This window comes from Paraburkholderia heleia NBRC 101817 (assembly GCF_000739775.1).
GTDB lineage: Bacteria > Pseudomonadota > Gammaproteobacteria > Burkholderiales > Burkholderiaceae > Paraburkholderia > Paraburkholderia heleia.
This window is the reverse complement of the sequence record NZ_BBJH01000006.1, coordinates 123,928-147,155: the sequence shown is the minus strand read 5'-3', so window position 1 is coordinate 147,155 and position 23,228 is coordinate 123,928. Positions and strand designations below refer to the sequence as shown.

Annotated in this window: 19 protein-coding genes; 11 read left to right on the top strand and 8 right to left on the bottom strand. The window is 62.0% G+C overall.

Annotated features, from left to right (window positions below; genetic code table 11):
- Positions 1 to 19: 19 nt before the first annotated feature.
- Positions 20 to 730: an SDR family NAD(P)-dependent oxidoreductase gene (locus tag BHE01S_RS06310; RefSeq protein WP_042261729.1), complete on the bottom strand. Its 711-nt coding sequence runs from the start codon at positions 728 to 730 to the stop codon at positions 20 to 22.
- 304 nt (positions 731 to 1,034) lie between these two features.
- On the bottom strand, positions 1,035 to 1,457 hold the full coding sequence (locus BHE01S_RS06305) for a VOC family protein (RefSeq protein ID WP_042261727.1): 423 nt from the start codon (positions 1,455 to 1,457) through the stop codon (positions 1,035 to 1,037).
- A 276-nt stretch (positions 1,458 to 1,733) separates the two neighbouring features.
- On the opposite strand from BHE01S_RS06305, the gene BHE01S_RS06300 reads away from it, so the two are divergent.
- From BHE01S_RS06300 to BHE01S_RS06280, 5 genes are all read left to right on the top strand, one after another.
- Entirely contained in the window at positions 1,734 to 2,258 is a 525-nt protein-coding gene (locus BHE01S_RS06300) for a MarR family winged helix-turn-helix transcriptional regulator (RefSeq protein WP_052405724.1), read from the top strand.
- Between the two features lies 1 nt (position 2,259).
- The gene (locus BHE01S_RS06295) at positions 2,260 to 3,822 is read left to right on the top strand and encodes a DHA2 family efflux MFS transporter permease subunit (protein ID WP_042261725.1); all 1,563 of its coding nucleotides are present in this window, start codon (positions 2,260 to 2,262) and stop codon (positions 3,820 to 3,822) included.
- A gap of 105 nt (positions 3,823 to 3,927) precedes the next feature.
- Positions 3,928 to 4,365, top strand: coding sequence for a MarR family winged helix-turn-helix transcriptional regulator (locus BHE01S_RS06290; RefSeq protein WP_042262107.1), 438 nt, complete (start codon positions 3,928 to 3,930; stop codon positions 4,363 to 4,365).
- Between the two features lie 54 nt (positions 4,366 to 4,419).
- Positions 4,420 to 5,943: an efflux transporter outer membrane subunit gene (locus BHE01S_RS06285; protein ID WP_042261723.1), complete on the top strand. Its 1,524-nt coding sequence runs from the start codon at positions 4,420 to 4,422 to the stop codon at positions 5,941 to 5,943.
- 34 nt (positions 5,944 to 5,977) lie between these two features.
- On the top strand, positions 5,978 to 7,273 hold the full coding sequence (locus BHE01S_RS06280; RefSeq protein ID WP_042261722.1) for an HlyD family efflux transporter periplasmic adaptor subunit: 1,296 nt from the start codon (positions 5,978 to 5,980) through the stop codon (positions 7,271 to 7,273).
- 62 nt (positions 7,274 to 7,335) lie between these two features.
- Here the strand turns inward: BHE01S_RS06280 and BHE01S_RS06275 are convergent, their stop codons facing one another.
- The 3 genes from BHE01S_RS06275 to BHE01S_RS06265 are packed head-to-tail and all read right to left on the bottom strand — an operon-like array spanning position 7,336 to position 11,103.
- Positions 7,336 to 7,635 (bottom strand): ArsR/SmtB family transcription factor, encoded by a 300-nt coding sequence (locus tag BHE01S_RS06275; RefSeq protein WP_042262105.1) that lies wholly within the window; start codon positions 7,633 to 7,635, stop codon positions 7,336 to 7,338.
- A 30-nt stretch (positions 7,636 to 7,665) separates the two neighbouring features.
- Complete coding sequence (locus BHE01S_RS06270) at positions 7,666 to 8,244, bottom strand: DJ-1/PfpI family protein (protein ID WP_042261720.1); 579 nt, start codon at positions 8,242 to 8,244, stop codon at positions 7,666 to 7,668.
- Between the two features lie 6 nt (positions 8,245 to 8,250).
- Complete coding sequence (locus tag BHE01S_RS06265; RefSeq protein WP_042261718.1) at positions 8,251 to 11,103, bottom strand: 2-oxoglutarate dehydrogenase E1 component; 2,853 nt, start codon at positions 11,101 to 11,103, stop codon at positions 8,251 to 8,253.
- A 478-nt stretch (positions 11,104 to 11,581) separates the two neighbouring features.
- Here BHE01S_RS06265 and BHE01S_RS06260 point away from each other — a divergent pair, with 478 nt between their 5' ends.
- Together BHE01S_RS06260 and mug are read left to right on the top strand one after the other, a co-directional pair.
- A complete protein-coding gene (locus BHE01S_RS06260; RefSeq protein ID WP_042261717.1) occupies positions 11,582 to 12,547 on the top strand; it encodes a GlxA family transcriptional regulator in 966 nt (321 codons plus the stop codon).
- The gene (gene mug / locus BHE01S_RS06255) at positions 12,540 to 13,100 is read left to right on the top strand and encodes a G/U mismatch-specific DNA glycosylase (protein ID WP_042261715.1); all 561 of its coding nucleotides are present in this window, start codon (positions 12,540 to 12,542) and stop codon (positions 13,098 to 13,100) included. Before BHE01S_RS06260 ends, mug begins: the two co-directional genes overlap by 8 nt.
- On the opposite strand, the gene BHE01S_RS06250 is transcribed toward mug, so the two are convergent.
- Positions 13,058 to 14,074: a LysR family transcriptional regulator gene (locus BHE01S_RS06250; RefSeq protein WP_084068609.1), complete on the bottom strand. Its 1,017-nt coding sequence runs from the start codon at positions 14,072 to 14,074 to the stop codon at positions 13,058 to 13,060. The genes mug and BHE01S_RS06250 overlap by 43 nt on opposite strands.
- A 687-nt stretch (positions 14,075 to 14,761) precedes the next feature.
- On the opposite strand from BHE01S_RS06250, the gene BHE01S_RS06245 reads away from it, so the two are divergent.
- From BHE01S_RS06245 to BHE01S_RS06230, 4 genes are all read left to right on the top strand, one after another.
- Positions 14,762 to 16,387, top strand: a complete 1,626-nt coding sequence (locus tag BHE01S_RS06245; RefSeq protein ID WP_084068607.1) for an MFS transporter — start codon at positions 14,762 to 14,764, stop codon at positions 16,385 to 16,387.
- A gap of 126 nt (positions 16,388 to 16,513) precedes the next feature.
- Complete coding sequence (locus BHE01S_RS06240; protein ID WP_084068636.1) at positions 16,514 to 17,506, top strand: HlyD family secretion protein; 993 nt, start codon at positions 16,514 to 16,516, stop codon at positions 17,504 to 17,506.
- Complete coding sequence (locus tag BHE01S_RS06235; protein WP_042261712.1) at positions 17,503 to 19,026, top strand: efflux transporter outer membrane subunit; 1,524 nt, start codon at positions 17,503 to 17,505, stop codon at positions 19,024 to 19,026. Before BHE01S_RS06240 ends, BHE01S_RS06235 begins: the two co-directional genes overlap by 4 nt.
- 235 nt (positions 19,027 to 19,261) lie before the next feature.
- Positions 19,262 to 20,779: a CoA-acylating methylmalonate-semialdehyde dehydrogenase gene (locus BHE01S_RS06230; RefSeq protein ID WP_042261711.1), complete on the top strand. Its 1,518-nt coding sequence runs from the start codon at positions 19,262 to 19,264 to the stop codon at positions 20,777 to 20,779.
- Between the two features lie 450 nt (positions 20,780 to 21,229).
- Here the strand turns inward: BHE01S_RS06230 and BHE01S_RS06225 are convergent, their stop codons facing one another.
- Complete coding sequence (locus BHE01S_RS06225) at positions 21,230 to 21,613, bottom strand: nuclear transport factor 2 family protein (RefSeq protein WP_042261710.1); 384 nt, start codon at positions 21,611 to 21,613, stop codon at positions 21,230 to 21,232.
- Between the two features lie 270 nt (positions 21,614 to 21,883).
- A complete protein-coding gene (locus BHE01S_RS06220) occupies positions 21,884 to 23,218 on the bottom strand; it encodes an acetamidase/formamidase family protein (RefSeq protein WP_157025164.1) in 1,335 nt (444 codons plus the stop codon).
- Between the last annotated feature and the right edge of the window lie 10 nt (positions 23,219 to 23,228).

The following is a 23,228-nucleotide window of genomic DNA, read 5'->3' as shown; positions in this document are numbered from 1 at the left end:
CTTGTTGCTTCAAGGCGGCTCAGTGGCCCGCGATCTGGCCGCCGTCCACGTGGAGGATTTCACCCGTCACGAAGGCGGCCGAATCGAGATAGAGGATCGCGTTCACGATGTCGCTCATTTCGCCCATATGACCCATCGGATGCAGCGCGCCAAGCGCCGCATGGGTTTCTGGCGCGTGCATCGGCGACTTGATGATGCCGGGAGAAACCGCGTTGGCGCGAATTCCGCGCTTTGCGTACTCGATAGCCAGCGAGCGCGTTGCGGCGGCGAGACCACCCTTGGTCAGCGAGGCCAGCACCGAAGGCACGCCGTTGATCGCATGATCGACCAGGGTCGTTGTGATATTGACCACGTGTCCGCTCTCGTGCTTTTCCATCTCTGCAATGGCGAGCTGCGTGATATAGAAGAAGCCGCCGAGGTTGATGCCCGTGACCGTGGCGTAGTCTTCCGCGGTATATTGCGTGAACGCCTTCGCCATAAAAACGCCCGCGTTGTTGATGAGCGTATCGACGCGCCCAAAGCGCGAGACGGCCGTCTCGATCACACGGCGAGCGGTGGCCGGGTCGGCGATGTCGCCGGCCACCGCGACGAGATTCTCATCGTCGGTCTGTTTGATGTTGCGCGACGTTGCGACCACCTTGTAGCCGAGCTTGCGGAATGCCTTGACGGTTTCGGCGCCAATGCCCTGCGATGCACCAGTGACCACGACGACTTTGGGGGAGTGACTCATATCAAACCTCGAAGTAAGTTGGACCAGCTATCTGATCGGGCTGCCTGCACTGCACCGATTACGATCAATGTACGCATCTACGCTCGCGTTTTGAATACAAGACACGGACAAACAGTTATGACTCGCGGGAACAAGTCAGGCACGCTGACGCACGGTGGAAAAGGTCATGTAAATTGCGCACGGCCAGCCAGTTGCTGTAAGTTGTTCTTCGGAAGCTAACGGAGCGATCGTGAGTCTGCTGCCCGCGATGCGCGAGCAGCGGCCATGGCGCGCCAGCATGGCCGCACGCGGTTTGCCGCGAGGCTCAGGATGCTTGCGTGCGCGGGTCGTGGTCGAACTCGAGTCTGATCCCGCCCGGTTCGTACACCATGGTGTGCCGTTTCGGTCCAGGACCGAGGTTTTCCGGCGCGAATTCAATCTCCACGCCCGGCCAGGAGGACACACGCGAGAAGATATCGTTGAGCGCTTCTTCGCTACCGACGCGCAAGGCAAGATGATGCAGGCCCACGTGGATCTTGCGGTCGAATTCGACGAGGCGACTCGGGTCGGTAACTTGCCAGAGGGTCAACATGACGTGACCGTCCGAAACGAACGCAGCTGGATAGCCGGGCCTTTCGCCTACTTGTCTCCAGCCCAGGCAATTCACGAAAAAGTCGCGGGTGAGATTCAGGTCGCGTACGGTCAATCCGACATGATCGATACCCATTGTAAGCGGTTTGTTAGTCATTCTTCGATTCTCCTGAAAATACAGAGCGTCAATCCGCACTTGCGCATCTCGTGTGGGCGTTGGCCAAGTCTGCGCGGAATCAATATAGCCTCGAAGAGCGATACCGATAATCGCCTGCCGTTCACATCACTTTTTACACGTGTATAGCGTCGCACGAGCAGCGTGGTCCGGCGTGGGTCCGGGGCTCTCGCTCGGCTCATATGTGCCTGTGAAACTGACTTGCATACATCTGCATAGTCAGATATAGTGTGAATCAGATATCGAGAGGGACAATCGATGGACGATCCCGTCAATGAAGATTTCGAGCGGACACAGAATCTGGTGTTCGTGCTCGGTCAGGCGCATCACCTGATGGCCACTGAACTTAGGGCAGGGCTCAAGGACGCGGGACTCAACCTGCAGGAGCGCGGCATTCTGCTGACGCTCGCCTGCGGCAGCGCAAAAACGCCGGCGGCACTGGCAAAGCGGCTTTGCGTCCACCCCGCCCGGGTGACGCGCGTGCTGGACAAGCTCGAAACCAGCGGGCTCGTGGAACGCGCGCGCAATGGCACAGACCGGCGCCTCGTGGACGTTTCGTTGACGCGGGAGGGCCGCGCGGTCGCGGCTCGCAACGCAGACGTTGCCCCTGGCGCCTGGAGCGAGCGGCTCTCGCACTTCTCGAAGTCCGACTTCGACGCCTTGAGTACGCTGCTTTCCAGATTGCTTCATGGCGAAGGCGGCAATTTTTTTACCACATTATCAGACATGTCAGATAACGGCCCGTGCTCGACGGGACATTTGCATCCAGACGAGAGAACGTAACATGAATCCATCGGCCAACCCAGGCGGGCCCGCCCAGCTGACTGGCGTGAAGTTCGCACTCGGCACCTTCGCCGTGGCACTCGCCACCTTTATGAACGTGCTGGATTCGTCGATCGCAAACGTTGCGATTCCCACGCTCTCCGGCAACCTCGGCGTGTCGATCGACGAGGGCACGTGGGTCATCACGCTCTTTGCCGCGGCCAATGCGGTGTCCATTCCGTTGACCGGGTGGCTGACGCAGCGCGTAGGCCAGGTCAAGCTGTTCGTCTGGGCGATCCTGCTCTTCGTGCTCTCGTCGGCAGCCTGCGGTCTGGCGCCGAACCTGGTGACGCTGCTCGTCGCCCGTATCGTTCAGGGCGCGGTGGCGGGGCCGCTGGTGCCGCTGTCGCAGGCCTTGCTGCTTGCTTCGTTCCCCAAGCAAAAGAGTTCGAGTGCGCTGGCGCTGTGGGCGATGACCGCAACCGTGGGGCCGATTGCGGGCCCGGCGCTCGGCGGCTGGATCACCGACAGCTACAGCTGGTCGTGGATCTTCTACATCAACGTGCCGGTCGGCCTCTTTGCCGCCGCGGTGATCTGGGCGATCTACCGCGACCGCGAGTCGCCAACGCGCAAACTGCCGATCGACAAGGTCGGGCTGATCTCGCTGATTGCCTGGGTGGCGCCGCTGCAGATCATGCTCGACAAGGGCAAGGACCTCGACTGGTTCAGCTCGCCGGTCATCTGGACACTCACCATCGTCGCTGCGCTCAGCTTCGCGTTCTTCCTGATCTGGGAATTGACTGAGGAAAGACCGATCGTCAACCTGCGGCTTTTCGCCAAACGCAACTTCCTCGGCGGCACGGTCGCGATTTCGGTTGCATATGCGATCTTCTTTGCAAACCTCGTGATCCTGCCGCAGTGGATCCAGGGCTTCCTCGGCTACCGCGCGGTGGATGCGGGGCTCGTGACCGCGCCGCTGGGGATTTTCGCCGTGATCCTGGCCCCCGTGATGGGCAAGGTCATGCCGCGCTCCGACCTGCGGGTGCTCGCAACACTGGCGTTCGCTGGCTTCGCCGCCGTGTTTTTCATGCGCTCGAACTACACGACCGGCGTCGACGCCTGGACCCTGATCCTGCCGACGCTGCTCCAGGGCATTCCAACGGCGCTGTTCTTCACGCCACTCACCGGCATCATCCTGTCGGGTCTGCGGCCCGACGAGATTCCGGCGGCCGCGGGTCTGTCCAACTTCGCACGCATTTTCGCGGGCGCCGTGGGCACCTCGCTGATGAGCAACGCCTGGAACGACCGCACGATACTCCATCACGCCCGGCTCGCCGAGCAAACGAGCGTGGAGAATCCCGCTTTCACAAGCGCGATTGCGCACCTGCAGGCGACGCTGGGCGGCGGCGTTCCCAAGGCTGCGGCCTTCTACGAAAGTTCGCTCAACGCGCAGGCCACCATGCTGGGGTTGAACGACATCTTCTGGATTTCGGCCGTGATCTTCATCGTCATCATCCCGCTGATCTGGGTGACGAGGCCGGTCAAGGGCGGTGGCGCGGGCGCGGCAGCAGCGGGCGGACACTGATCATTGCAGTCGGACCTGGTCCAGAGGGCAAACCATCCTTGTATTTTCGTGTTGACAATATCTGATAATGCAGATATTGTGATTTTCAACACGGAGGATGTCGCGATGGACCACTACACCACGGGAAATTTCATGCTCACGGAAAGTGTCGGTTTCAGGATCGTCAAGGCGCGCAATCTGGTCGTCTCGGAGATGGACGCGGCGCTCAAGGACCTCGACATCACGGGCCAGCAAATGGGCATTCTGCTTTCGCTGAAGCAGGGTGTGGCGACCACGCCGTTCGAACTATCGAAACTGCTCGGGATCGATACGGGCCTCATGACGCGGATGCTGGACAAGCTGGAAACGAAGGGGCTGCTGAAGCGTTCCCGCGACGCAGACGACCGTCGTGTGGTCAATTTGCATCTCACCGCAAAGGGACTGGAAACAGCGAAACAGATTCCCGAAGTCGCACCGCACGTGTTGAACGCACGCCTGCGCAGATTCACCAAGGCGGAGTTTGCGGAACTGAACCGGCTGCTTCGCAAGTTCACAGACGACTGAACGGTGCGGCCGCGGTGCCGCGTTTTTTTGACCATTAATCTGATTTGTCAGAAAATGAAATCGCAGACTTCTAAAGCAAGCATCGGTGCCCGTACGCTGAAGCTGGGTGTATCGACGATCGCAATGGCCACGCTGGCGGCTTGTGCCAACTATGCGGGCATCCACAGCGACAAGCAGGTGGCCCAGCCGCAACAGTTCGAGACGGCGCAGAGCCTGCCGCAAGAGCAGGGCCGCTGGCCGTCCGCCGATTGGGTCGACCAGTTCGGCGACGCGCAGCTCAAGGCGCTGATTGACGAAGCGCTGCAGGGCAGTCCGACGGTCGAGCAGGCCAAGGCGCGTGTGGCGCAGGCACAAGCCTATAGCGAAACCGCGAAGGCGGGCACGCTGCCGCGCGTCGACGCGAGCTACACGCTCACGCGCCAGCAGTACAGCAGCACGGCGCTGATTCCGCCGCCGTACGCCGGCTCGTGGCAGACCGAAAACAAGGGGCTGCTCACCGCTTCCTACGATCTCGACCTGTGGGGCAAGAACCGTGAGGCGCTGCGCGCCGCCGTTTCGGAAACCGCCGCGAGCGAGGCCGACGAGGAAATGGTCAAGCTCACGCTGGATGCCTCGATCGCGCGCACCTACAACCAGCTGGCGCGGCTCTACGCATTGCGCGACATCGCGCAGGAAGAAGTCACGCGCCGCGAGCAGATCGACCGGATCACGGCGGGCCGCATTGCCACGGGCCTCGATACGCAAGTGGAACGCAAGACCGCGCAGGCGAATCTGGCGACGAGCCGCTCGCGGGTGAGCGCGCTCGATGGCAGCATTCTGACCACGCGCTACCAGTTGGCCGCGCTGATGGGCAAGGGCCCCGACCGCGGACTCGCGATCGCGCGGCCTACGCTCGGCGTGGGCGACGAGGTGCGTTTGCCTGACAACCTGCCTGCCGATCTCGTGAGCCGTCGCCCCGATATCGTCGCGGCGCGCTGGCGCGTGGACGCGATCACGCACGAGGTGAAGGAGGCGAAGGCCGAGTTCTATCCGGACATCAATCTGAGCGCCGCCATTGGTCTCGACGCGTTCGGCTTCGGCCGCTTCCTGACCGCCGCGAGCCGCACGGTCTCGGCGGGCCCTGCGATCCATCTGCCGATCTTCGACGGCGGCGAACTGCGTGCGCAGTTGAAGGGCCGCTACGCCGAGTTCGACTATGCGGTGGCCGCCTACGACCAGACGCTCATTGCTGCGCTCAGCGGCGTGGCCACGCAGCTCGCACAGATCCGTTCGAGCGACGCGCAACTGGTCGACGTTCAAACCGCGCAGCAGGCGGCGCGCGACGCCGACCAGCTCGCGATCACACAATACAAGGGCGGGCTGACCAATCAGCTCACCGTGCTCAATGCCGATGTCACGGCACTGAACGCCGACGAAACCGTCGCCAATCTGAAGATGGATCGCCGTGACCAGCAGATCGCGCTGGCTTCGGATCTGGGTGGGGGCTATGTCGACAGCTCAGCCGATGCCGGCCACCATGCGGACGTTGCTGTCCAGTCCAGCCCTCGAGCCAATTCCATTATTGCCGCCGCACGTTGAACGGCATGTTTGCAAACCCGTCAGGAGAACTGAAATGAGCGAAACGATCACGACCGACCGCGAGGGGGGCGATCAAGTCGACGAAAAGAAAGGCGGCGCGCAAGCGGTCCCGGCGCACGACGACAGGCAGCCGACGGCGCCGGGACGCCGCAAGCGCCTGATCGCGTTGCTCGGCACAGTCACCATGATTGCGGGCGCAGCGTATGGCGCGTACTACTTCACGGAAGGCCGCTTTCACGAATCGACCGACGACGCCTATGTGAGCGGCAATCTCGTGCAGCTCACGCCGCAGATCACGGGCACGGTCGTCGCCGTCAATGCCGACGACACGCAGATCGTGAAGGAGGGGGACCCCGTCGTGACACTGGACCCGGCGGACGCGAGAATCGCGCTCGCCGATGCCGAAGCGTCGCTTGGCCAGACCGTGCGCCGTGTGAGCGGGCTGTATGTAAACAACGACTTCTATGCGGCCAACGTGGCGCAGCGCGAATCGGACCTTGCGCGTGCCAGTGACGATCTGCGGCGGCGCCTCGCCGTCGCGGACTCGGGCGCCGTTTCCGCCGAGGATATCGCCCACGCGCGCGATGCCGTACAGGCCGCCCAGGCCGCGCTCGACGCAGCACGCCAGCAGGGTGCGGCCAATCATGCGCTGACCGATCGCACGTCGGTCGAACAGCATCCGGACGTGCAGGCGGCCGCCTCGAAAGTGCGCGCTGCGTGGCTCGCGTATGCGCGCGATACCTTGCCGGCGCCGGTGACAGGCTACGTGGCGCAGCGTCAGGTGCAGGTTGGCGAGCGCGTGTCACCCGGCACGCCGCTCATGGCGATCGTGCCGCTCAACGGTGTGTGGGTGGACGCGAACTTCAAGGAAGTGCAACTCAAGCACATGCGCATTGGCCAGCCGGTGACGCTCACTGCGGATGTCTATGGCTCGGGCGTGAAGTACCACGGCCGTATCGAAGGCTTCTCGGCGGGTACGGGTAGCGCATTCGCGACGCTGCCGGCGCAGAACGCAACAGGCAACTGGATCAAGATCGTGCAGCGCTTGCCTGTGCGCATCGAGCTCGATCCGCGCGAACTCGCGGCGCGTCCGTTGCGCATCGGCCTTTCGATGACGGTGGACGCGGATACACGTGACGACTCCGGCTCGCGGCTCGGCGCGGCGCAAAATACGCGCTATCGCACGGACGTCTTCGCGCAGTACGATGTGCAGGCAAGCGGCGAGATAGAAAAGATCATCAAGCAAAACGAAATGGCCGCGCCCACGACTGCATCGCAACCCTCGCCGCAACGTGTGGCAGCGCGCGATCACAAGGGTAATGCGGGCTAGAGTTGGCTGGCGGCCCGGCTATGTGCTTCCGCGCAGCGAGGTTCGCGTGCCGCCAGCTTCTCCTATAAATGCAGGCTAATCTGTTCGGCAAACGTACGAATCACGTCTTCATTGCGTGAAAGAAACATCCATTGTCCGACTCGTGTCGAAAGGAGAAGTCCCGCTTCTACTAGCACCGCAATATGCGCCGATACGGTCGATTGCGAGAGCCCGCTGCGTGTCTGTATTACGTGTGCGGGCACGCCGCGGCCGAAATCGATATAGCCCTCCGGAAAGGCGTCGGACGGAACCCTCAACCACGCCAGGATGTCGCGCCGATGGGGATTGGCGAGGGCCTTGTGAATCAGATTCATGTCTATCATGACGTTCCTTGCACGCATGCCTCACAGCATTCAATGCGGCTGCATCAGCAATATTCTTGCGATGGTCCCCACGGCACTTTCTCCAAGGTCTTCCCGCACGAGCGAGAGCGCCAAATGGATGCCGGCACTTGTGCCGCCCGACGAATAGAGGTTGCCGTCCTTCAGGCAGCCAGGATTGGACATGACGTGCACCAACGGGTGTTCGACCGCCAGGCGATGAGCATCACGCCAATGTGTGGTGAGCCAGCGACGGTTGGCGAGGCCAGCGCGCGCCAGCAGAAATGCACCGTTGGAAATGCAGGCGAGCCTTCGCGTGCTGGGCCCCGTGTCGCCAAGCCATGCTACGAGTTCGCGATGCTCGCGCGCCGAACTGACGACCGGGGACCCGGGCACCACGACGACATCGAACGGCGCGCTCGTTTCGAACAAGCATTCCGTCGTACCCACCGCCGTGCCGTTGGAAGACACAACGGACCCAGGTGAGGTCCCGACGAGGTGCGGTTCATAAAACGCTCCACCGTACAGGCGATTCGCTTCATGAAACACATCCATCGGGCCGCTCACCTCGAGCAGTTGAAAACCCGCGTAGAGCATCATCGCGACACGCATGCGCCGTTACCCCGTGAATGCCTGCTCAACCAGCGCAGATTGCCTTGCCACATGCACCGAGTGGTAGCCTGGCGCTGTCGAAGCGCCGGCTTCAGGGCCGGCGTACAGTAGCTTGGCGCCGGCAGGCAGCATGTCGCGCAGCAGCGGCTCGACAAAGCTCCACGCCCCCTGATTGCGCGACTCCTCCTGACACCACACTACGGTCTTCAGGTTGGGATAGCGCGCTAGTTCGGCGGCCAACTGTCTCGCAGGAAACGGATAGAGTTGCTCGACACGGATGATCGGTGTGTCGGTCGCGCCCGCGCGGCGATGCTCGAGCAATTCGAAGTACACCTTGCCCGTAGCCACGATAGCGCGCTCGACGCTGGACGTCTGCCAACTCTCGATCTGAGCGTCCGGCAGAACTTCGTGGAACTGCCCCTCGCTCAACTCCTCGAACGTGCTGACCGCTTCCGCGTGCCGCAACAGCGACTTTGGCGTCATGACAACAAGTGGACGGCGATCGGCAGCGAGCGCCTGCATCCGCAGCAAATGAAATAGCTGCGCGGGCGTGGTTGGCTGGGTGATGCGCATGTTGTCCTGCGCGCTTAGTTGCAGGTAGCGTTCGAGACGCGCCGAAGCGTGTTCGGGTCCCGCGCCTTCCTGGCCGTGGGGGAGGAACAGCGTCAGGCCGCTGCGTTGGCCCCACTTCGCTGCGGCTGCGGCGATGAACTGGTCGATCACTACTTGCGCGCCGTTTGCAAAGTCGCCGAATTGCGCTTCCCAGATCACCAGCGCGTCGCGGTTCACCGTCGTATAGCCGTACTCGAAGGCGAGCACAGCCGCCTCGGAGAGGATGGAGTTCGTGACGCTGAACCGGCCCTGCGCTTTGTTGCTCGCTTCGCCGATGTGGTCGAGCGGAATATAAACGCCATCCGGTCGATGCTCGCGTGTCTGATCGTGCAAGACGGCGTGGCGATGATTGAACGTCCCGCGCGCGCTATCCTGCCCGCTCAGCCGCACGCTCACCCCTGCGTCGATCAGCGAAGCGAACGCCAGATGTTCGCCCATGCCCCAATCGAGCGGCCGCTTTCCGGAGGCCATTTCCTGGCGCCCGCTCATCATCTTCTTGACGAGCGGGTGCAGCACAAGCCCCTCGGGGACGCTGGAAATCTGATGCGCGAGGCCGCGCAGCGTTTCGGCCGAAGGCGCGGCGTCGGAAGCCGGGTTTGCCGTTCCGGTCGGCAAGTAACCGTCGCCGCCGTTCTGGTGTGGAGAAGAGGCGGCCGAGCCTTCGATTTCATTCGCGCGCTTGAGAAGGTCGCGGCGCGCGCCGACGTAGGCATCCGCTTCTTCGGCTGTCAACACACCTTGCTGAATCAGCTTCTGGGCATAGATCGCCCGCACGCCGGGATGGCTTGCGATCGAGCGATACATGAGCGGCTGCGTGATGCCCGGCGTGTCCTGTTCCTGGTGCCCATATTTGCGGAAGCAGACGAGATCGATGACCACGCTTCGTTTGAAGGCGGTGCGATAGTCGAGGGCAAGGCGCACTGCCATCGCAACGGCTTCCGGGTCGTCGCCGTTCACGTGCAGGACGGGCGCCTCAATCATCTTCGCGACGTCGGTGGTATAGAACGACGAACGCGTGTCGCGTGGATCGGAAGTCGTGAACCCGATCTGATTGTTGACGACGATGTGAACGGTGCCGCCCGTGCCGTGCCCGCGCGTGTAGGAGAGGCTCAAGGTTTCCATCACGACACCTTGCCCGGACATCGCCGCGTCGCCGTGAATTTCGACCGGTAGAACCTCGACGCCGCCGGTGCTGCCCAGCAGGTCGCCCTTGGCGCGCGCCATGCCTTGCACAACCGGGTTGACGATTTCCAGATGCGAAGGATTGAACGCGAGCAACACCTCGACCCGCCCGTTGGGGGTGTCGACCGAACTCGTGAAGCCTTTGTGGTATTTCACGTCGCCAGCGGGAAGGCCTTCGGGATCCTTCCCATCGAACTCGGCGAACAGCGCGCGCAACGGCTTGCCGGCGATATTCACCAGAACGTTCAGGCGGCCGCGGTGCGCCATGCCCATGACCACCGCGCGCACCTTTTTCGAAGCGCCATAGCGGACGATTTCGTCGAGCAGCGCGATCAACGATTCCCCGCCTTCGAGCGAGAAGCGCTTTTGCCCGACATAGCGCGCGTGAAGGTATTTTTCGAGGCCTTCTGCTGCGGTCAAGCGCTCCAGGAGCCTGCGTTTTTCCGTGGCCTGCAGCGACGGCATGGCTCGCGTGGATTCGAGCTGCATTTGCCACCAGCGCCGCTGCTCTGCGTCGGTCAGGTGCATGAACTCCGCGCCGAGCGTGCCCGTGTATGTTTGCTCCAGCGCCGTGACGAGTTCTTGCAGCGTAGCGTCGTCGTCGAAGAGGAAGGTGTCGGCGGTGCTGAACCTCGTCGACATGTCGGCGGCCGACAAGCCGTAGTAAGCCGGGGTCAATTCCGCGTAGGCGCGCGGCGGCGTCCATCTCAGCGGATCGAGATCGGCGGTGCGCGTGCCGATCATCCGGTACGCCGCGATGAGCGACTGAACCGCCACCTGCTTGCGTGCGAGGCCAAGGCCGAGGTCATCGGCATGGGCGTTGTCGGCCTGGCTGATCACGCGCGGCGGCCGTTTCGCAAGCTCGACAAAGCTGGAAATGACAGGGGCGTGCGGCTCGTCGTCGCGATCGCTGCCATCGATTGCGGGCGTCTCGCGCAATGCATCGAACCATGCCCGCCACTCACTGGTGACCGAATCCGGGTCGGCCAGGTAAAGTTCATATTGCTCTTCGACATACGGCGCATTGCCCCCGAACAGGAATGAGCTCTGACGTTCTTTCAACATGATGAATCTGCCCTTGGTCGGTGTGCGGTCCAACGTCGACCGCAACGCGTGGAGTGACGGCGATAACGCCTTCCGGTCCGCCCACGGTTTAACCTGGGACGAGCGCGCGTCACAATCGCTGTCCTGAGCGGGAAACTGCCCGGTACGCCCGGGTTGTATCCCAGCCGCATTCGTGAACACAGTCTAGTTAAGCGGGGCAGTGGGGAAAATGCGCGTATGGCGCCGCGGACTGCCAATTAGTGGACGTTTTGGGCCACACGCGCCGTTTTGCCCGTAACACACGGCATGTTGGCTTTGGCCACAGATTTGTTACACCAAAGCAAAATACTTTTTCCGGGGACAGACGGCACGGCGCAGCGATGATGCGGTAAGCTGCGCCACGGTCGTCGTCGGGACGCGGCGCGTTGAGGGCTTGTGTCGATCTCGCGCCGGCAGGCTGTATGACACGAGCAGAGCTACCACCAATGAAGGTCACGGCATGAAAGTCGCCATTGTTGTATTCGATGGTGCGCAGGCGCTAGATGTAGCAGGCCCACTCGATGTGTTTGCCGAGGCGAACACGTTCCTTTCCGAGCATCAGCGATACGAGGTGACGCTCGTAGGGCGAGAGGCGGGCACCGTGACCTGCTCCAACGGCATGCAACTGGCGGTCTCGCTCGGCTATGCCGATCGAGACGTTCAATGGGACCTGCTGCTGGTAGCCGGAGGGCCGCAGTTGCCCGACGCTCATCCGTCGAACGAGTTGCTGGCGTGGCTGCAAAATCAGGCTCACAGTGCGAGCCGCTTTGGCTCCGTGTGCAACGGCGCATTCGTGCTCGCTCATGCGGGATTGCTCGATGGGAAGGAAGTGACGACGCATTGGTCGGATGCCGGTCGCCTGTCTACCGAATTTCCGCGCGCCAATGTGCAGCCAGACCGGATTTTCGTTCGCGACGGCCGGCTATTCACATCTGCGGGCGTGACCGCGGGCATCGATTTATGTCTGGCCCTCGTTGCGGAAGACTGGGGACACGAACTGGCAGTGCGCGTTGCGAAGCGGCTGGTGGTGTATATCCAGCGCGAAGGCGGTCAGTCCCAGTACAGCCCATATATCGGCGCTGGTAAGGACGAAGACCCGATACTCAGCAAGGTGTATCGCTACGTGAGCGAACACATCACCGACACGCTTTCGATCGAGGCGCTTGCGAGCGCGGCAGCCGTGAGTCGCCGTACCCTGTCGCGCATATTCGCGAAGAACGCTAAAGTCACACCCTCCGTATTCGTCGAGCAAGTTCGTGTCGACACGGCGAGGAAACTGCTCGAGGACACGGACGCACCGCTCAAGACCGTCGCATTCAAATGCGGGTTTCATAGCGCGACGCATATGCGCACGACGTTCTCGCGGCGTTTGAATGTGACGCCAAAACAGTATCGCCTGCGCTTCCGCGGGGAGGCGAGTGCGTAACAACAGTTCCCTGCTGGAGTGTGCGAATGCTGGTTCCGCGCGAGGCCTTCCCGATATCATCGAGCCCGGTTTGTCGGTCCTCTTTTGCGGGGTCAATCCGGGTTTGCGTGCGGTGGCTACGGGTCACCACTTCGATGGCAGGGGGAACCGGTTCTGGCGAGTTCTCCATCGCGCCGGCTTTACGAAGGAAGAGTTTCGGCCGGAGAACGACCGCGAATTGCTGCAGTATGGCTTTGGTCTGACTACGGCAGTTTCGCGCGCGACGGCGCGCGCGGACGAATTGTCGAGCGCGGAAATTCAAGCCGCTGCGGCGCAGTTCGAACTGAAGATTCGACACTACGCGCCAAAGTTCGTCGCCTTTCTCGGCAAGATGGCGCTTGCCGAAATGTCCGGCAAGCGAGATCTCGAGTGGGGTTCGCAAGCCAGTCGATTCGGCGGCGCACGCACATGGGTCTTGCCAAATCCGAGCGGCTTGAACCGGTCGTTCAGCCTCGACGCACTCGTGAGCGCTTACCGCGAGCTTCGAGTTGTGGCTGAGGTGTCGGGTGAATGAATAAGCGGCTGTAGATATTGCACGTGCGCTTCGAAATCCGGCGTGCAAAGCCCTTCGGATGTCACGCCGCTTCCGCACTGAAGGTGCGCATTTTTTCGCAGCGTTTCGGTAACAAATTCCACGAAGGACCGAATCTTTCCGCTCGTCCCGCGCCGTTCGACATGAAGCAGATTGACCGGCAGTGACTCGGGCTCGTACGCCCTCAAGATTGGCAGTAGATTTCCCGAGGACACTTCGGTTGTGGCTTGATACGACAGCAACTGCGTGATGCCCACGCCGTCTTGCGCCGCGGAAATGGCGGCGGGTGCCAGATTGACGATCAAGCGCGGCCGCAGCCGTACGGGAATCTTTGAATTGTTCTCGTAAAATATCCACTCGAGCGGTTGGGAAACGCCGGTAAAGGAAACACAATGGTGGTCGACAAGGTCTCTCGGGTGCATGGGTTCTCCGCGCTCGGCAAGATAAGCGGGCGACGCGAAGGTTTGCCGGCGCACCGACCCTAACCGCACCGCGAATGTCGACGAATCTTCGAGATGACCAATGCGTATGGCGATATCCACGCCTTCTTCAAGCAGGCGCGTGGGGCGATCAAGATAAACCGCGTTCACGCTGACGTCGGGATAGCGATGGGTATAGGCGTTGACGAGCGGAGCGATAAACCGCTGACCGAGTTGGACCGGCGCCGTAATCGTGAGCGTGCCCACAGGATTCTCGGGATCCGCGGCGATATGCGACTCAGCGTCGCTAATGCCATCCAGCAGCTTGCGGCAGGCATCGAGGTAAGCGGTGCCCGCATCCGTGGGCCGGACCGAGCGCGTCGTGCGTGCCAGCAACTGAGCGCCCAAGCGTGCTTCGAGCGAGTTGACTGCCCGCGAAACCGCCGCGCGCGACAAGCCGAATTTTTCGGATGCAGCGCTAAAGCTGCCTCGTTCGAGGATGGCCACAAAAACCTCCATCTCGCGTAGTCTGTCCATCTTGACTCCCTGATCTGAGTCCTTTGCAAACGGAAAGTAAAAGTAAAACCAAAAGCCGTCCCGCGCGTGCCGATGTGAGTGCGTTAGCAAACGTCGATTGAACGTGTCTATCGCGATTTACCCTCGACCTCGGTGCATACGGCGCGATTCTAAGCATCGAGTGCCGCCTGGTAGCGCCGCACAACCTCGTTTGGCTCAAAACAGCGCATGAATGACCCATGCGTAAGCAGTGAGGCTTGCGTCGAGCCGCCTGCTTGTGTACGCGCTGCTTGTCGCGCGCAGCAGGGTAATTGCCCTGACATGACAAGGTGGGGCACAGCGCACGAGCGCCGCACACGGATGACGGGACAACGTGGCAAAAATCTCGTACTAGATGGCCCAAAATCGGACCAACCGAGACTTTGAGAAATTGGGTTCGTCTCTGACAATAAAGCACTCAACGGACAGCAACAATCCGCGGCGATCCGGCACCGCAAAGCGGCGCAATCATCGTATCGATGAGGGTGCAGGCGGATGAATCGCTACAGGGAGAAATGTCCACATAAAGAAGTAGCGCTAACGAAACGAGAGAATTTGAGATGTATTCCGCGATGCCCGAAGTCAAACCCATACCGGGTCGATTCAACGGCTGGCTCGGCATGTTCGATCGCCGCGAGCAATGTCTCTGACCAACAGTAGCTGATCCCCATGACGACCGCGAACCCCTCGACGACTGGAACGGAAGCGGCAACCGCCCCGCAGTTGCCGGATCAACGCCCCGTGCGCGTGGTGGCGGAGCCGACGCAACCGACTCCTGCGCAAGCGGCGTTTACGCTCCGCATTGTTGTGGGCCTGCTCGGCATGTTGTTCGCTTCGCTGCTGGCCATCCTCAATGAGCAAGTCACCGCCGCGGCGATGGCCGATGTCCAGGGCGCGCTCCTGATCGGACACGACGATGGGACGTGGCTGACCGCGCTCTTCGAGGCCGCCAACGTCGCCACGATGGTATTTGCACCCTGGTTCGGCATCACCTTTACGCTGAAGCGCTTCACAATCGGCGCGGTGCTTGCCACCATGTTCTTCGGATTGCTTTGCCCGTTCGCACCGAATCTGGCGACGCTCTATGTCTTGCGTATCCTCCAGGGAATCGCGGGCGGTTGCCTGCCCCCCATGCTGATCATCGTGGCGCTGCGTTATCTGCCGCCCGAATTCAAGCTGTATGGCCTTGCCGGCTATGCGCTCACGGCGACCTTCGGCCCTGCGCTCGGCACGCCGCTGGCAGCGTTGTGGACGGAGTTCGTGAGTTGGCGCATGGCATTCTGGCAAATCATTCCGCTCGGTGTGCTGTGCTGTATCGCGATTCAGCAGGGGCTGCCCGCCGATCCGGTGAAGCTCGAACGCTTTCGCAGGTTCAACTGGATCGGGGTCGTTACGGGCTTCCCCGCGTTTGCAATGCTTGTGACCGGGCTTTTTCAAGGCGATCGGCTCGACTGGTTCGAATCGGAGTTCATCCGCTTCATGTTCTGCGCAGGTGGGCTGCTGCTCGTGATGTTTCTCGTCAATGAGTGGTTTCAGCCGGTACCATTTTTCAAGCTTCAATTGCTGGCTCGCAGGAATTTCACCCATGGACTCTCGACGTTGCTCGGCACCGTGATCCTGCTGGTGGGCGTGGCGGCAATCCCCGGACAATTTCTCGCCAGGATTCACGCATACAGGCCGCTACAGGTAGCGCCGCTCTCGTTGTTTCTGGCCGTTCCGTTGCTGGTTACACTCCCTTTGACAGCGGCTTTGTTGAATACGCGGCGTGCCGATCACCGCTGGGTGATTGCCATAGGTCTGTCCCTGATGTTCGCGACGTGCGTAATGGGAAGCTTCATGACTTCCGAGTGGATTCGTAACAACTTCTACGTGCTGCAGTCGCTGCAGATCATCGCGCAGCCCATGGTGATCATGTCGATCCTGATGGGTGTCACGACGGGTTTGCCGCCGACGGAAGGCCCGTTCGCTTCGGCGATGTTCAATACCGTCAAGACGTTCTCGGCCGCCATGGCGACGGGCCTGATAGAGGGGGTGGGGACCGCGCGCGAGCATTTCCATTCGAGCATGCTCGTCGATCAGCTAGGAAACCACGCGCTGGTGACAGGCCAGAGCCTCGACACGCCCTATGCCCTTGGGCAACTTGCACACCGTATTCACGAGCAGGCGGTCGTTCTGACTTCCGCCGATCTCTATCGTGTGATGGCGTGCGTCGCGCTCGCTCTGCTTGTTCTTGTTCCTGTGCTGCCGGTGCGCATTTATCCGCCGTGGAGCACTACGCCGCCCGCTTCGAATTAAGGGACGTTTTCCATGTCATCGACCAAACCCACCCTGACACCCACCCCCACACTCACCCCGTCCAAGTTTAAGTGGATCCGTACTGCAGCCATCATCGTCGTGATCGGCGTCGCTGCATGGGCCGGCATGAAGCTTTTGTCCCGCTCCAATTCGGAATCCACCAATGATGCATACGTCACGGCGGATTTCACGCTCGTCGCGCCGCGTGTCGCGGGGCAGATCACGGAGGTATTGGCGAACGATAACGAAGACGTGAAGGCGGGCGAACTGCTCGTGCGGATCGACGACCGCGACTTTCGCGCGGCATTGATGAGCGCCGAGGCGGAGGTGCTGGGGGCAAAGGCAGCGGTTGCAAACTTCGATGCGGAGATTGCACGCCAGCCCTCGCTGGTCGATCAGGCGCGCGCCACGCTGCGGGCCGACGAAGCGTCGATTGGCTTCGCGCGGGCCAACGCTGCGCGCTATCAGAATCTTTCCACGGCCGGTGCGGGGACCGCGCAGGAGCAACAACAGTCGTCGAGCACACTCGCCGAGCAGCTCGCGCAGCAGGCGCACGACCAGGCGGCGTTGTCGGCCACCGAGCAGAATCTGGACGTCCTGCGCACGCAGCGCGACAAGGCCGCGGGCGCACTGGAGCACGCCGAAGCGGCGCTCGAGCAGGCGAAGCTCAACCTCTCCTATACGGAGATCCGGGCGCCGGTAGACGGCAAGGTTGGGCGCCGGTCGGCGCGGGTTGGCGCATTCGTGACGCCCGGTGCTCCGGTGCTGGCAATCGTCCCGCTCGCGGACGCGTATGTGATCGCCAACTTCCAGGAGAGCCAGATTACCAATATGCGGCCGGGTGAAAGCGCGCGCGTGACGGTCGACAGTCTTCCCGGCGTCGTGATCCGAGGCCGCATCGACAGCCTTGCGCCGGCGACTGGCGTGAGCTTCGCGCCCATTGCGCCAGACAACGCAACGGGCAACTTCACGAAGGTCGTGCAGCGCGTGCCTGTCAAGATCACGATCGATCGCGGGCAGCCGGCTGCATCGGCGTTGAGCGTTGGGCTCTCGGTTGAAGCGGAAGTGACCGTTGGCCGGGGTGGAGAGGCGACGGCAGAGGGAGCGGAAAGAAAATGAACGCAAGCGGATACTCGACCCGCGGGACCCTGCTCACGGCTCTCGCTTGCCTTGCAATAACGGCTTGCACTGTAGGCCCCAACTTCGAACCACCGCAGGCGACGACGCCAGAGGTCTTCAACCGTACGCAGGCAGCACAGTCGCCGAGCAAGGCCGTGGAAGGCCAGTTTGGTCCGGAATGGTGGACGCTGTTCGACGATCCGGTATTGAACGGGTTGGAAAAGCGGCTGGCGGACGCAAACCTGGATGTGGCGGCGGCCTCCGCACGCCTGCTGCAGAGCCGGGCCGAGCGCCGCGTGGCGGGCGCCGCCGAATATCCGACGCTCGACGCCGCCGCATCGTATAACCGCGAACGCGGCAGCGAAAACGGCATCCTGTCGTTACTCGGCGTCACGCCTACGCAAACACAGTCACAGTCTGCTTCCGGCAGCGCGCCGCTTGGCGTTTCGGCGATGCCGGGCTCCAAGGGCTCGCCCGCCTATAACCTGTATCAGGTCGGGTTCGACGCCTCATGGGAGATCGATATCTGGGGCCGCGTGCGACGCAGCGTCGAAGCGGCGACGGCGCTTTCCGAAGCCTCATATGAGGACCGCAACGCGGTCTTGCTGAGCGCGCGCGCGGAGCTGGCACGAGACTATGTCGAACTGCGCGACACGCAGGAACTCCTGCGGATCGCGAATCAGAACCTCGAGATTGCCAACGATGCCCTGAGGCTCACGCAGGTCCGCGCGCATGAAGGCGTCACGACGGATCTCGATGTTTCGAATGCGTCGGCGCAGGTAGAGAACATTGAAAGCCTGATTCCCACGCTCGAATCGCACTCCGAAACGACGATCAATGCGATCGGCCTGCTGCTCGGCGAGGAACCCGGCGCGCTGCGCAAGACGCTGGGAGAACCGCAGGCGGTGCCTGTGCTTCCCGCGCAGGTGCCTATCGGTTTTCCTTCCGAACTCGTGCAGCGCCGGCCGGATATCCGCAAGGCGGAGGCCGAACTGCACGCGGCGACGGCATCGATCGGCGTAGCGAAGGCTGATTTTTATCCGCGCATCATGCTCAATGGGAGCGCGGGCTTTCAGAGTCTTCAACTCTCGAGTCTGGCCAGTTGGGCGTCGGGGCAGTTTGTCGTTGGACCTTCCATTACGTTTCCGATTTTCGAGGGCGGACGCCTGAAGGGGACGCTCCAACTGCGGGAGGCGCAACAGCAGGAAGCCGCGATTGCCTACAAGCAAACGGTGCTGCGCGCATGGCAGGAAGTGGACGACGCATTGGTCACCTACGACGCCGAACAGCGTCGCCGCGATCGGCTGGCTCAGGCCGTGACCATGAACGAGCGCGCGCTCTCGGTCGCGCGCGAACGTTACAAGGCTGGGGCGCTCGACTATCTCGACGTATTGAACGTGCAAAAGCAGTTGCTCGAAGCACAGAGCAATCTCGAGCAAAGCAAGGCAACGGCGGCTACGAATCTCATCACGCTCTGTAAAGCGCTGGGTGGGGGCTGGGAGTCGACATACGGCGGGTAATGATTTACGTGCGCGCCTGGAACTGGCCCGAAATGATCCGGGAATGTCCCCAAACCGTCGTAGCTAGCGCATCGACGCTGAGCCATAAAAAGTAGACTGTTTTGGTTAGCAGTCGATGACTGCTGATCCTGGCGGGGAGTCACGGAGATGCCCGGCCACTTGACGTGATGCGCGCTGCGACGCGGACCTCTTGCGATCCACCGGCGGCGCCCATATTCCCCTAAAGGAAGGACGTATGAGCGAAGCAAACCAGGGCGCGGTGCGCCAACTTAATCATTTCGTCGACGGTCAAGGCACCGCTGGCGTGAGCGGGCGATTCAACGACGTATACGATCCGGCGCGGGGCCGGATTACGGCTCGCGTGCCGGTTGCCAACACCGCTGAGGTGGCCGCTGCCGTGGCGGCCGCGAAAACCGCGTTTGCGGCCTGGAGCGAAACCCCGCCGCTCAAGCGTGCGCGTTTGATGTTCAAGTTCAAGGAACTACTCGAGGCGCATCTGGACGAAATCGCGGAACTCATTACGCGCGACCACGGCAAGCTGTTTTCGGATGCCAGGGGCGAGGTGATGCGTGGTATCGAAATCGTCGAGTTTGCATGCGGCATTCCGAATCTGCTCAAGACCGATTTCACCGATCAGAGCAGCGCCGGCATCGATAGCTGGAATCTGCGTCAGCCTGTGGGCGTGATTGCCGGCGTCACACCGTTCAATTTCCCGGTGGTGGTGCCGTGCTGGATGTTCGTCATGGCGGCCGCGACCGGCAACACGTTCATTCTCAAGCCTTCGGAGCGCACGCCGTCGTCGTCGATCCGGCTGGCGGAGCTGTTCATCGAGGCGGGCTTTCCCAAAGGCGTGTTCAACGTGGTGAATGGCGACAGGGGCACCGTCGACGCGCTGATCCAGCATCCCGACGTGGCCGCGATGTCCGTCGTCGCCTCCACGCCCGTGGCCGAATATATCTACGCCGAGGGCGCCAAACGCGGCAAGCGCGTGCAGGCGTTGGGCAGTGCGAAGAACCATCTCGTTGTCATGCCCGATGCAAATCTCGATCAAGCCGTGGATGCGCTCATCAATTCGGCCTATGGCTCGGCCGGCGAGCGCTGCATGGCGACCTCGGTCGCGGTGGCGGTGGGTAGCGTTGGCGACGAACTGATCGAGCGCCTCGTGCCGCGCGTACGTTCGCTGCGCATCGGTGCGGGCATGGAGCCTGATCTCGACATGGGCCCGCTTATCAGTGCGGCGCATCGCAGCAAGGTGTTGGGGTATATCGACGCGGGTGTCGCGGCCGGCGCGAAGCTCGTGGTCGATGGGCGCGGCCATACCGTGCCCGGCCACGAAGAGGGCTTCTTTCTCGGCGGCTCGCTCTTTGACGACGTGAAGCCGGATATGAAAATCTATCGGGAGGAAATTTTCGGGCCGGTTCTTTCGGTGGTGCGCGTGCCCGATCTTGCCAGTGCCATTGGGCTCGTCAACGCGCATGAACTCGGGAACTGCGTCACACTGTTTACGGCAGATGGCGCCGCGGCGCGCACCTTCACCCGGCAGATCCAGATCGGCATGGTGGGCATCAATGTGCCGAGTCCGGTGCCGTCGGCCTGGCATTCGTTCGGCGGCTGGAAGCGTTCGCTGTTCGGTGACCATCACGCATACGGCGAGGAAGCGGTGCGCTTCTATACGCGCTACAAGAGCGTAACGCAGCGCTGGCCCGACAGCATCGAAAAGGGCGCAGAGTTTGCGATGCCCGTCGCCAAATAAGCCGGACGCGGCGTGAATACGCCGCGCGCTTGAAGATAGCCGGCGCGGGCATGGCCGGCCATCGTCATTTTGCGTGCCCGCCGATATCGGTCTGCGCCCGCGTTCGGCAAGATCATTGCGTGGATGGCCGGAAGCGCCTGTCGCCATGTCGCGCCGCCATCGTCAGTTAGCAAATCCAGATGCACAAGTCGATCGGCACGCCCGTCACCAACGTCGAGCCAGAATCATCAATCACAGAGGTCCCCGGAGCTTCGAACTGCAACAAGGCTTGCTGGCGAAAAGCTGCTCGTCGAATCCGCAGGAGCGCTTGTTCTGACCGGAGACTCGCGCGTGTGGCCTTCCGTTTGCGGCGAGTATGCGTGCTCCCCCTGAGCCTTGGGACGGCGCCGAGGGGCTAGCTCCATGTTAGCCATTGGCTAACTGAATGCTTCGTGAGGATCCCCTGCGGCGCTATGCGATCTTCTGAGCCCATGGGATGCGCCAGTCCGGCGCTTCGAAGGATTCCGAAAAATACTGGGTCTCGTGAACGACCTTGCCTTGACGCAGTTCCATGATGCTCACGGTGTAGGCGGACCGCCCTTGATAAGTGATCGTGTATTCAGTCACCCAGAGCTTGCCTTCGCCATGAATTCGCCTGACTTTGAAGCCGGATGGCTTGTCTGGATGATGCGCACGAAGTGCCTGCAGATTCCGCCGCCCGAGGATTCGCTCGCCCGACTGGGGATAGTCGCAGATGGCGTCGTCGGCGTAGATATCGTGCTCGGCTTCGAGATCGCCATCGGCCGACGCTTGCCAGTGCGCGTTTAGCGCTTCACGTATGTTCGCGTCTTGCATGAAAGACCTCCGGAAAACGTGACATCGCGCGGAACGGGTAATCGGGCCGCGGATGCAGATATAGGTGCCGGCCCCTCGCGAAATACGCGGTGCCGCGCCGGGTGCTTCGGAAGCGCATGCGCGACCGGCGCGGAAGCCTTCATAGCGGTGATCGCTGACATGTCCATTCGTTTCCCCTATTGCTAGCAAGGTTACGCACGATCGATGCTGGCAAAAACCACCTGCGATGAATAACAGTTGATACTCGCGGTCAATAGTGAAGCGAAAAATTTATGAAAGCCGGTACTTCTCGCGCACGAGATGGCCGATTCCGATCCGGTCGAGGATAGCCAGCGGGCACAGGATGGTGACGCGCACCGTGCCCGGCAGGCGGCTGATTTCAATCGAACCGGTGATGGTCGCGCGGTTGAGCACTTCTTCATACGACAAACCGGTCACGGACGACGCACGGCGCAAGCCGTTTTCCGTGGCTTCGTTGAGATTGACGCCACTGCCGATGAAGGTGACCGGCCCGCTTTGCTCGACCTCATGCTGCCCCCAACGGGCCCCGAGTTCCGCGACGCAACGGCGTTGCGCGGCGCTCATGGGGCGCGCCATGGGCGGGAGATCTTCGACGTTTTGCAGCAGGATCGGCCCGTCGAGCGTCAGTCGCTTGATCACTTCGATGCTCAACTCCGTCTCGCCCGAGACGTCAGTGGCGTGCCCGGCGATTTCGCCGTTGCCTTGCTGCGCGTGCATGTCGCCGAGATAAACGCCGGCGCCCGGCACCTTGACCGGGCAGATCACGATACATCCCTCGCGCACGGAATTGGTGTCCATGTGGCCGTCGGTCCTGGCAGCGTGGAGCAATTCTTCGCTCAACGCGTAACGGTGCGGTGCGCCAATCAGGTACTGACCGAAATCGGCGCAGTTGTGCGAATCGGGCAGATCGTGGGACGGCGTCGTGCCGATGTTGCCAAGGAAGGGGCGCATGTGGGCTGCCACGCCCGGCATGTCGGCGCGCGCGAGCGAGAGGATGGAGTGCTGTGCCGCAAGCTCGGGCAGTGCCGACAACTGCGAAGCATTGTCAGCCAGGCGATCCGCCACGCTCTGGTTGACCGTGAGGCTGACCTGGTTTTCGTGATCGAACACGATCACATAGCCGTGCCTGAAGCGGAACGCGTTGGCTTCCGCGCCGCAATGATCGCAGCGCACCGCGTCTGCACCAATGCCTTCGAGGTGACTTGCGGGATGTTCCGTGCCGCATGCCGGACAAAACTTGGCGACGAACGGATCGCCGTGGTAGCGTCCTTCCACGAACTGCATGACGCCGGACGACGTCGCCAGCGACGTGACGCGCATGCGCTCGATCTTCAGCGCGACGGCGTCGCCCACTTCCGCGCCCGCAATGGCGACCGGCCGGGTCACTTCATGGCCACCCTGAAATGCCGGCGTAATCATCGGACCCCAGCAGCCAGGCGGCGTGCCGGCGATCAGTGTGCCACCGTCGGCGAGCGGACCCAACATGGGTTGGCTGGGTCCGAGCAGGCCGTCGGTGTAAGACGCTACGTGCAGACGCTGAACGGGGGTACGGTTTGAAACGGGGTTGGGCAGAGTGGTTGTCATGATCATCTCC

What these genes read in the sequence shown, in the direction of transcription:
- BHE01S_RS06310 (WP_042261729.1), bottom strand. Translation starts at nt 730, where the DNA reads ATGAGTCACTCCCCCAAAGTCGTCGTGGTCACTGGTGCATCGCAGGGC.
- BHE01S_RS06305 (WP_042261727.1), bottom strand. Translation starts at nt 1,457, where the DNA reads ATGACTAACAAACCGCTTACAATGGGTATCGATCATGTCGGATTGACC.
- BHE01S_RS06300 (WP_052405724.1), top strand. Translation starts at nt 1,734, where the DNA reads ATGGACGATCCCGTCAATGAAGATTTCGAGCGGACACAGAATCTGGTG.
- BHE01S_RS06295 (WP_042261725.1), top strand. Translation starts at nt 2,260, where the DNA reads ATGAATCCATCGGCCAACCCAGGCGGGCCCGCCCAGCTGACTGGCGTG.
- BHE01S_RS06290 (WP_042262107.1), top strand. Translation starts at nt 3,928, where the DNA reads ATGGACCACTACACCACGGGAAATTTCATGCTCACGGAAAGTGTCGGT.
- BHE01S_RS06285 (WP_042261723.1), top strand. Translation starts at nt 4,420, where the DNA reads ATGAAATCGCAGACTTCTAAAGCAAGCATCGGTGCCCGTACGCTGAAG.
- BHE01S_RS06280 (WP_042261722.1), top strand. Translation starts at nt 5,978, where the DNA reads ATGAGCGAAACGATCACGACCGACCGCGAGGGGGGCGATCAAGTCGAC.
- BHE01S_RS06275 (WP_042262105.1), bottom strand. Translation starts at nt 7,635, where the DNA reads ATGATAGACATGAATCTGATTCACAAGGCCCTCGCCAATCCCCATCGG.
- BHE01S_RS06270 (WP_042261720.1), bottom strand. Translation starts at nt 8,244, where the DNA reads ATGCGTGTCGCGATGATGCTCTACGCGGGTTTTCAACTGCTCGAGGTG.
- BHE01S_RS06265 (WP_042261718.1), bottom strand. Translation starts at nt 11,103, where the DNA reads ATGTTGAAAGAACGTCAGAGCTCATTCCTGTTCGGGGGCAATGCGCCG.
- BHE01S_RS06260 (WP_042261717.1), top strand. Translation starts at nt 11,582, where the DNA reads ATGAAAGTCGCCATTGTTGTATTCGATGGTGCGCAGGCGCTAGATGTA.
- BHE01S_RS06250 (WP_084068609.1), bottom strand. Translation starts at nt 14,074, where the DNA reads ATGGACAGACTACGCGAGATGGAGGTTTTTGTGGCCATCCTCGAACGA.
- BHE01S_RS06245 (WP_084068607.1), top strand. Translation starts at nt 14,762, where the DNA reads ATGACGACCGCGAACCCCTCGACGACTGGAACGGAAGCGGCAACCGCC.
- BHE01S_RS06240 (WP_084068636.1), top strand. Translation starts at nt 16,514, where the DNA reads ATGAAGCTTTTGTCCCGCTCCAATTCGGAATCCACCAATGATGCATAC.
- BHE01S_RS06235 (WP_042261712.1), top strand. Translation starts at nt 17,503, where the DNA reads ATGAACGCAAGCGGATACTCGACCCGCGGGACCCTGCTCACGGCTCTC.
- BHE01S_RS06230 (WP_042261711.1), top strand. Translation starts at nt 19,262, where the DNA reads ATGAGCGAAGCAAACCAGGGCGCGGTGCGCCAACTTAATCATTTCGTC.
- BHE01S_RS06225 (WP_042261710.1), bottom strand. Translation starts at nt 21,613, where the DNA reads ATGCAAGACGCGAACATACGTGAAGCGCTAAACGCGCACTGGCAAGCG.
- BHE01S_RS06220 (WP_157025164.1), bottom strand. Translation starts at nt 23,218, where the DNA reads ATGACAACCACTCTGCCCAACCCCGTTTCAAACCGTACCCCCGTTCAG.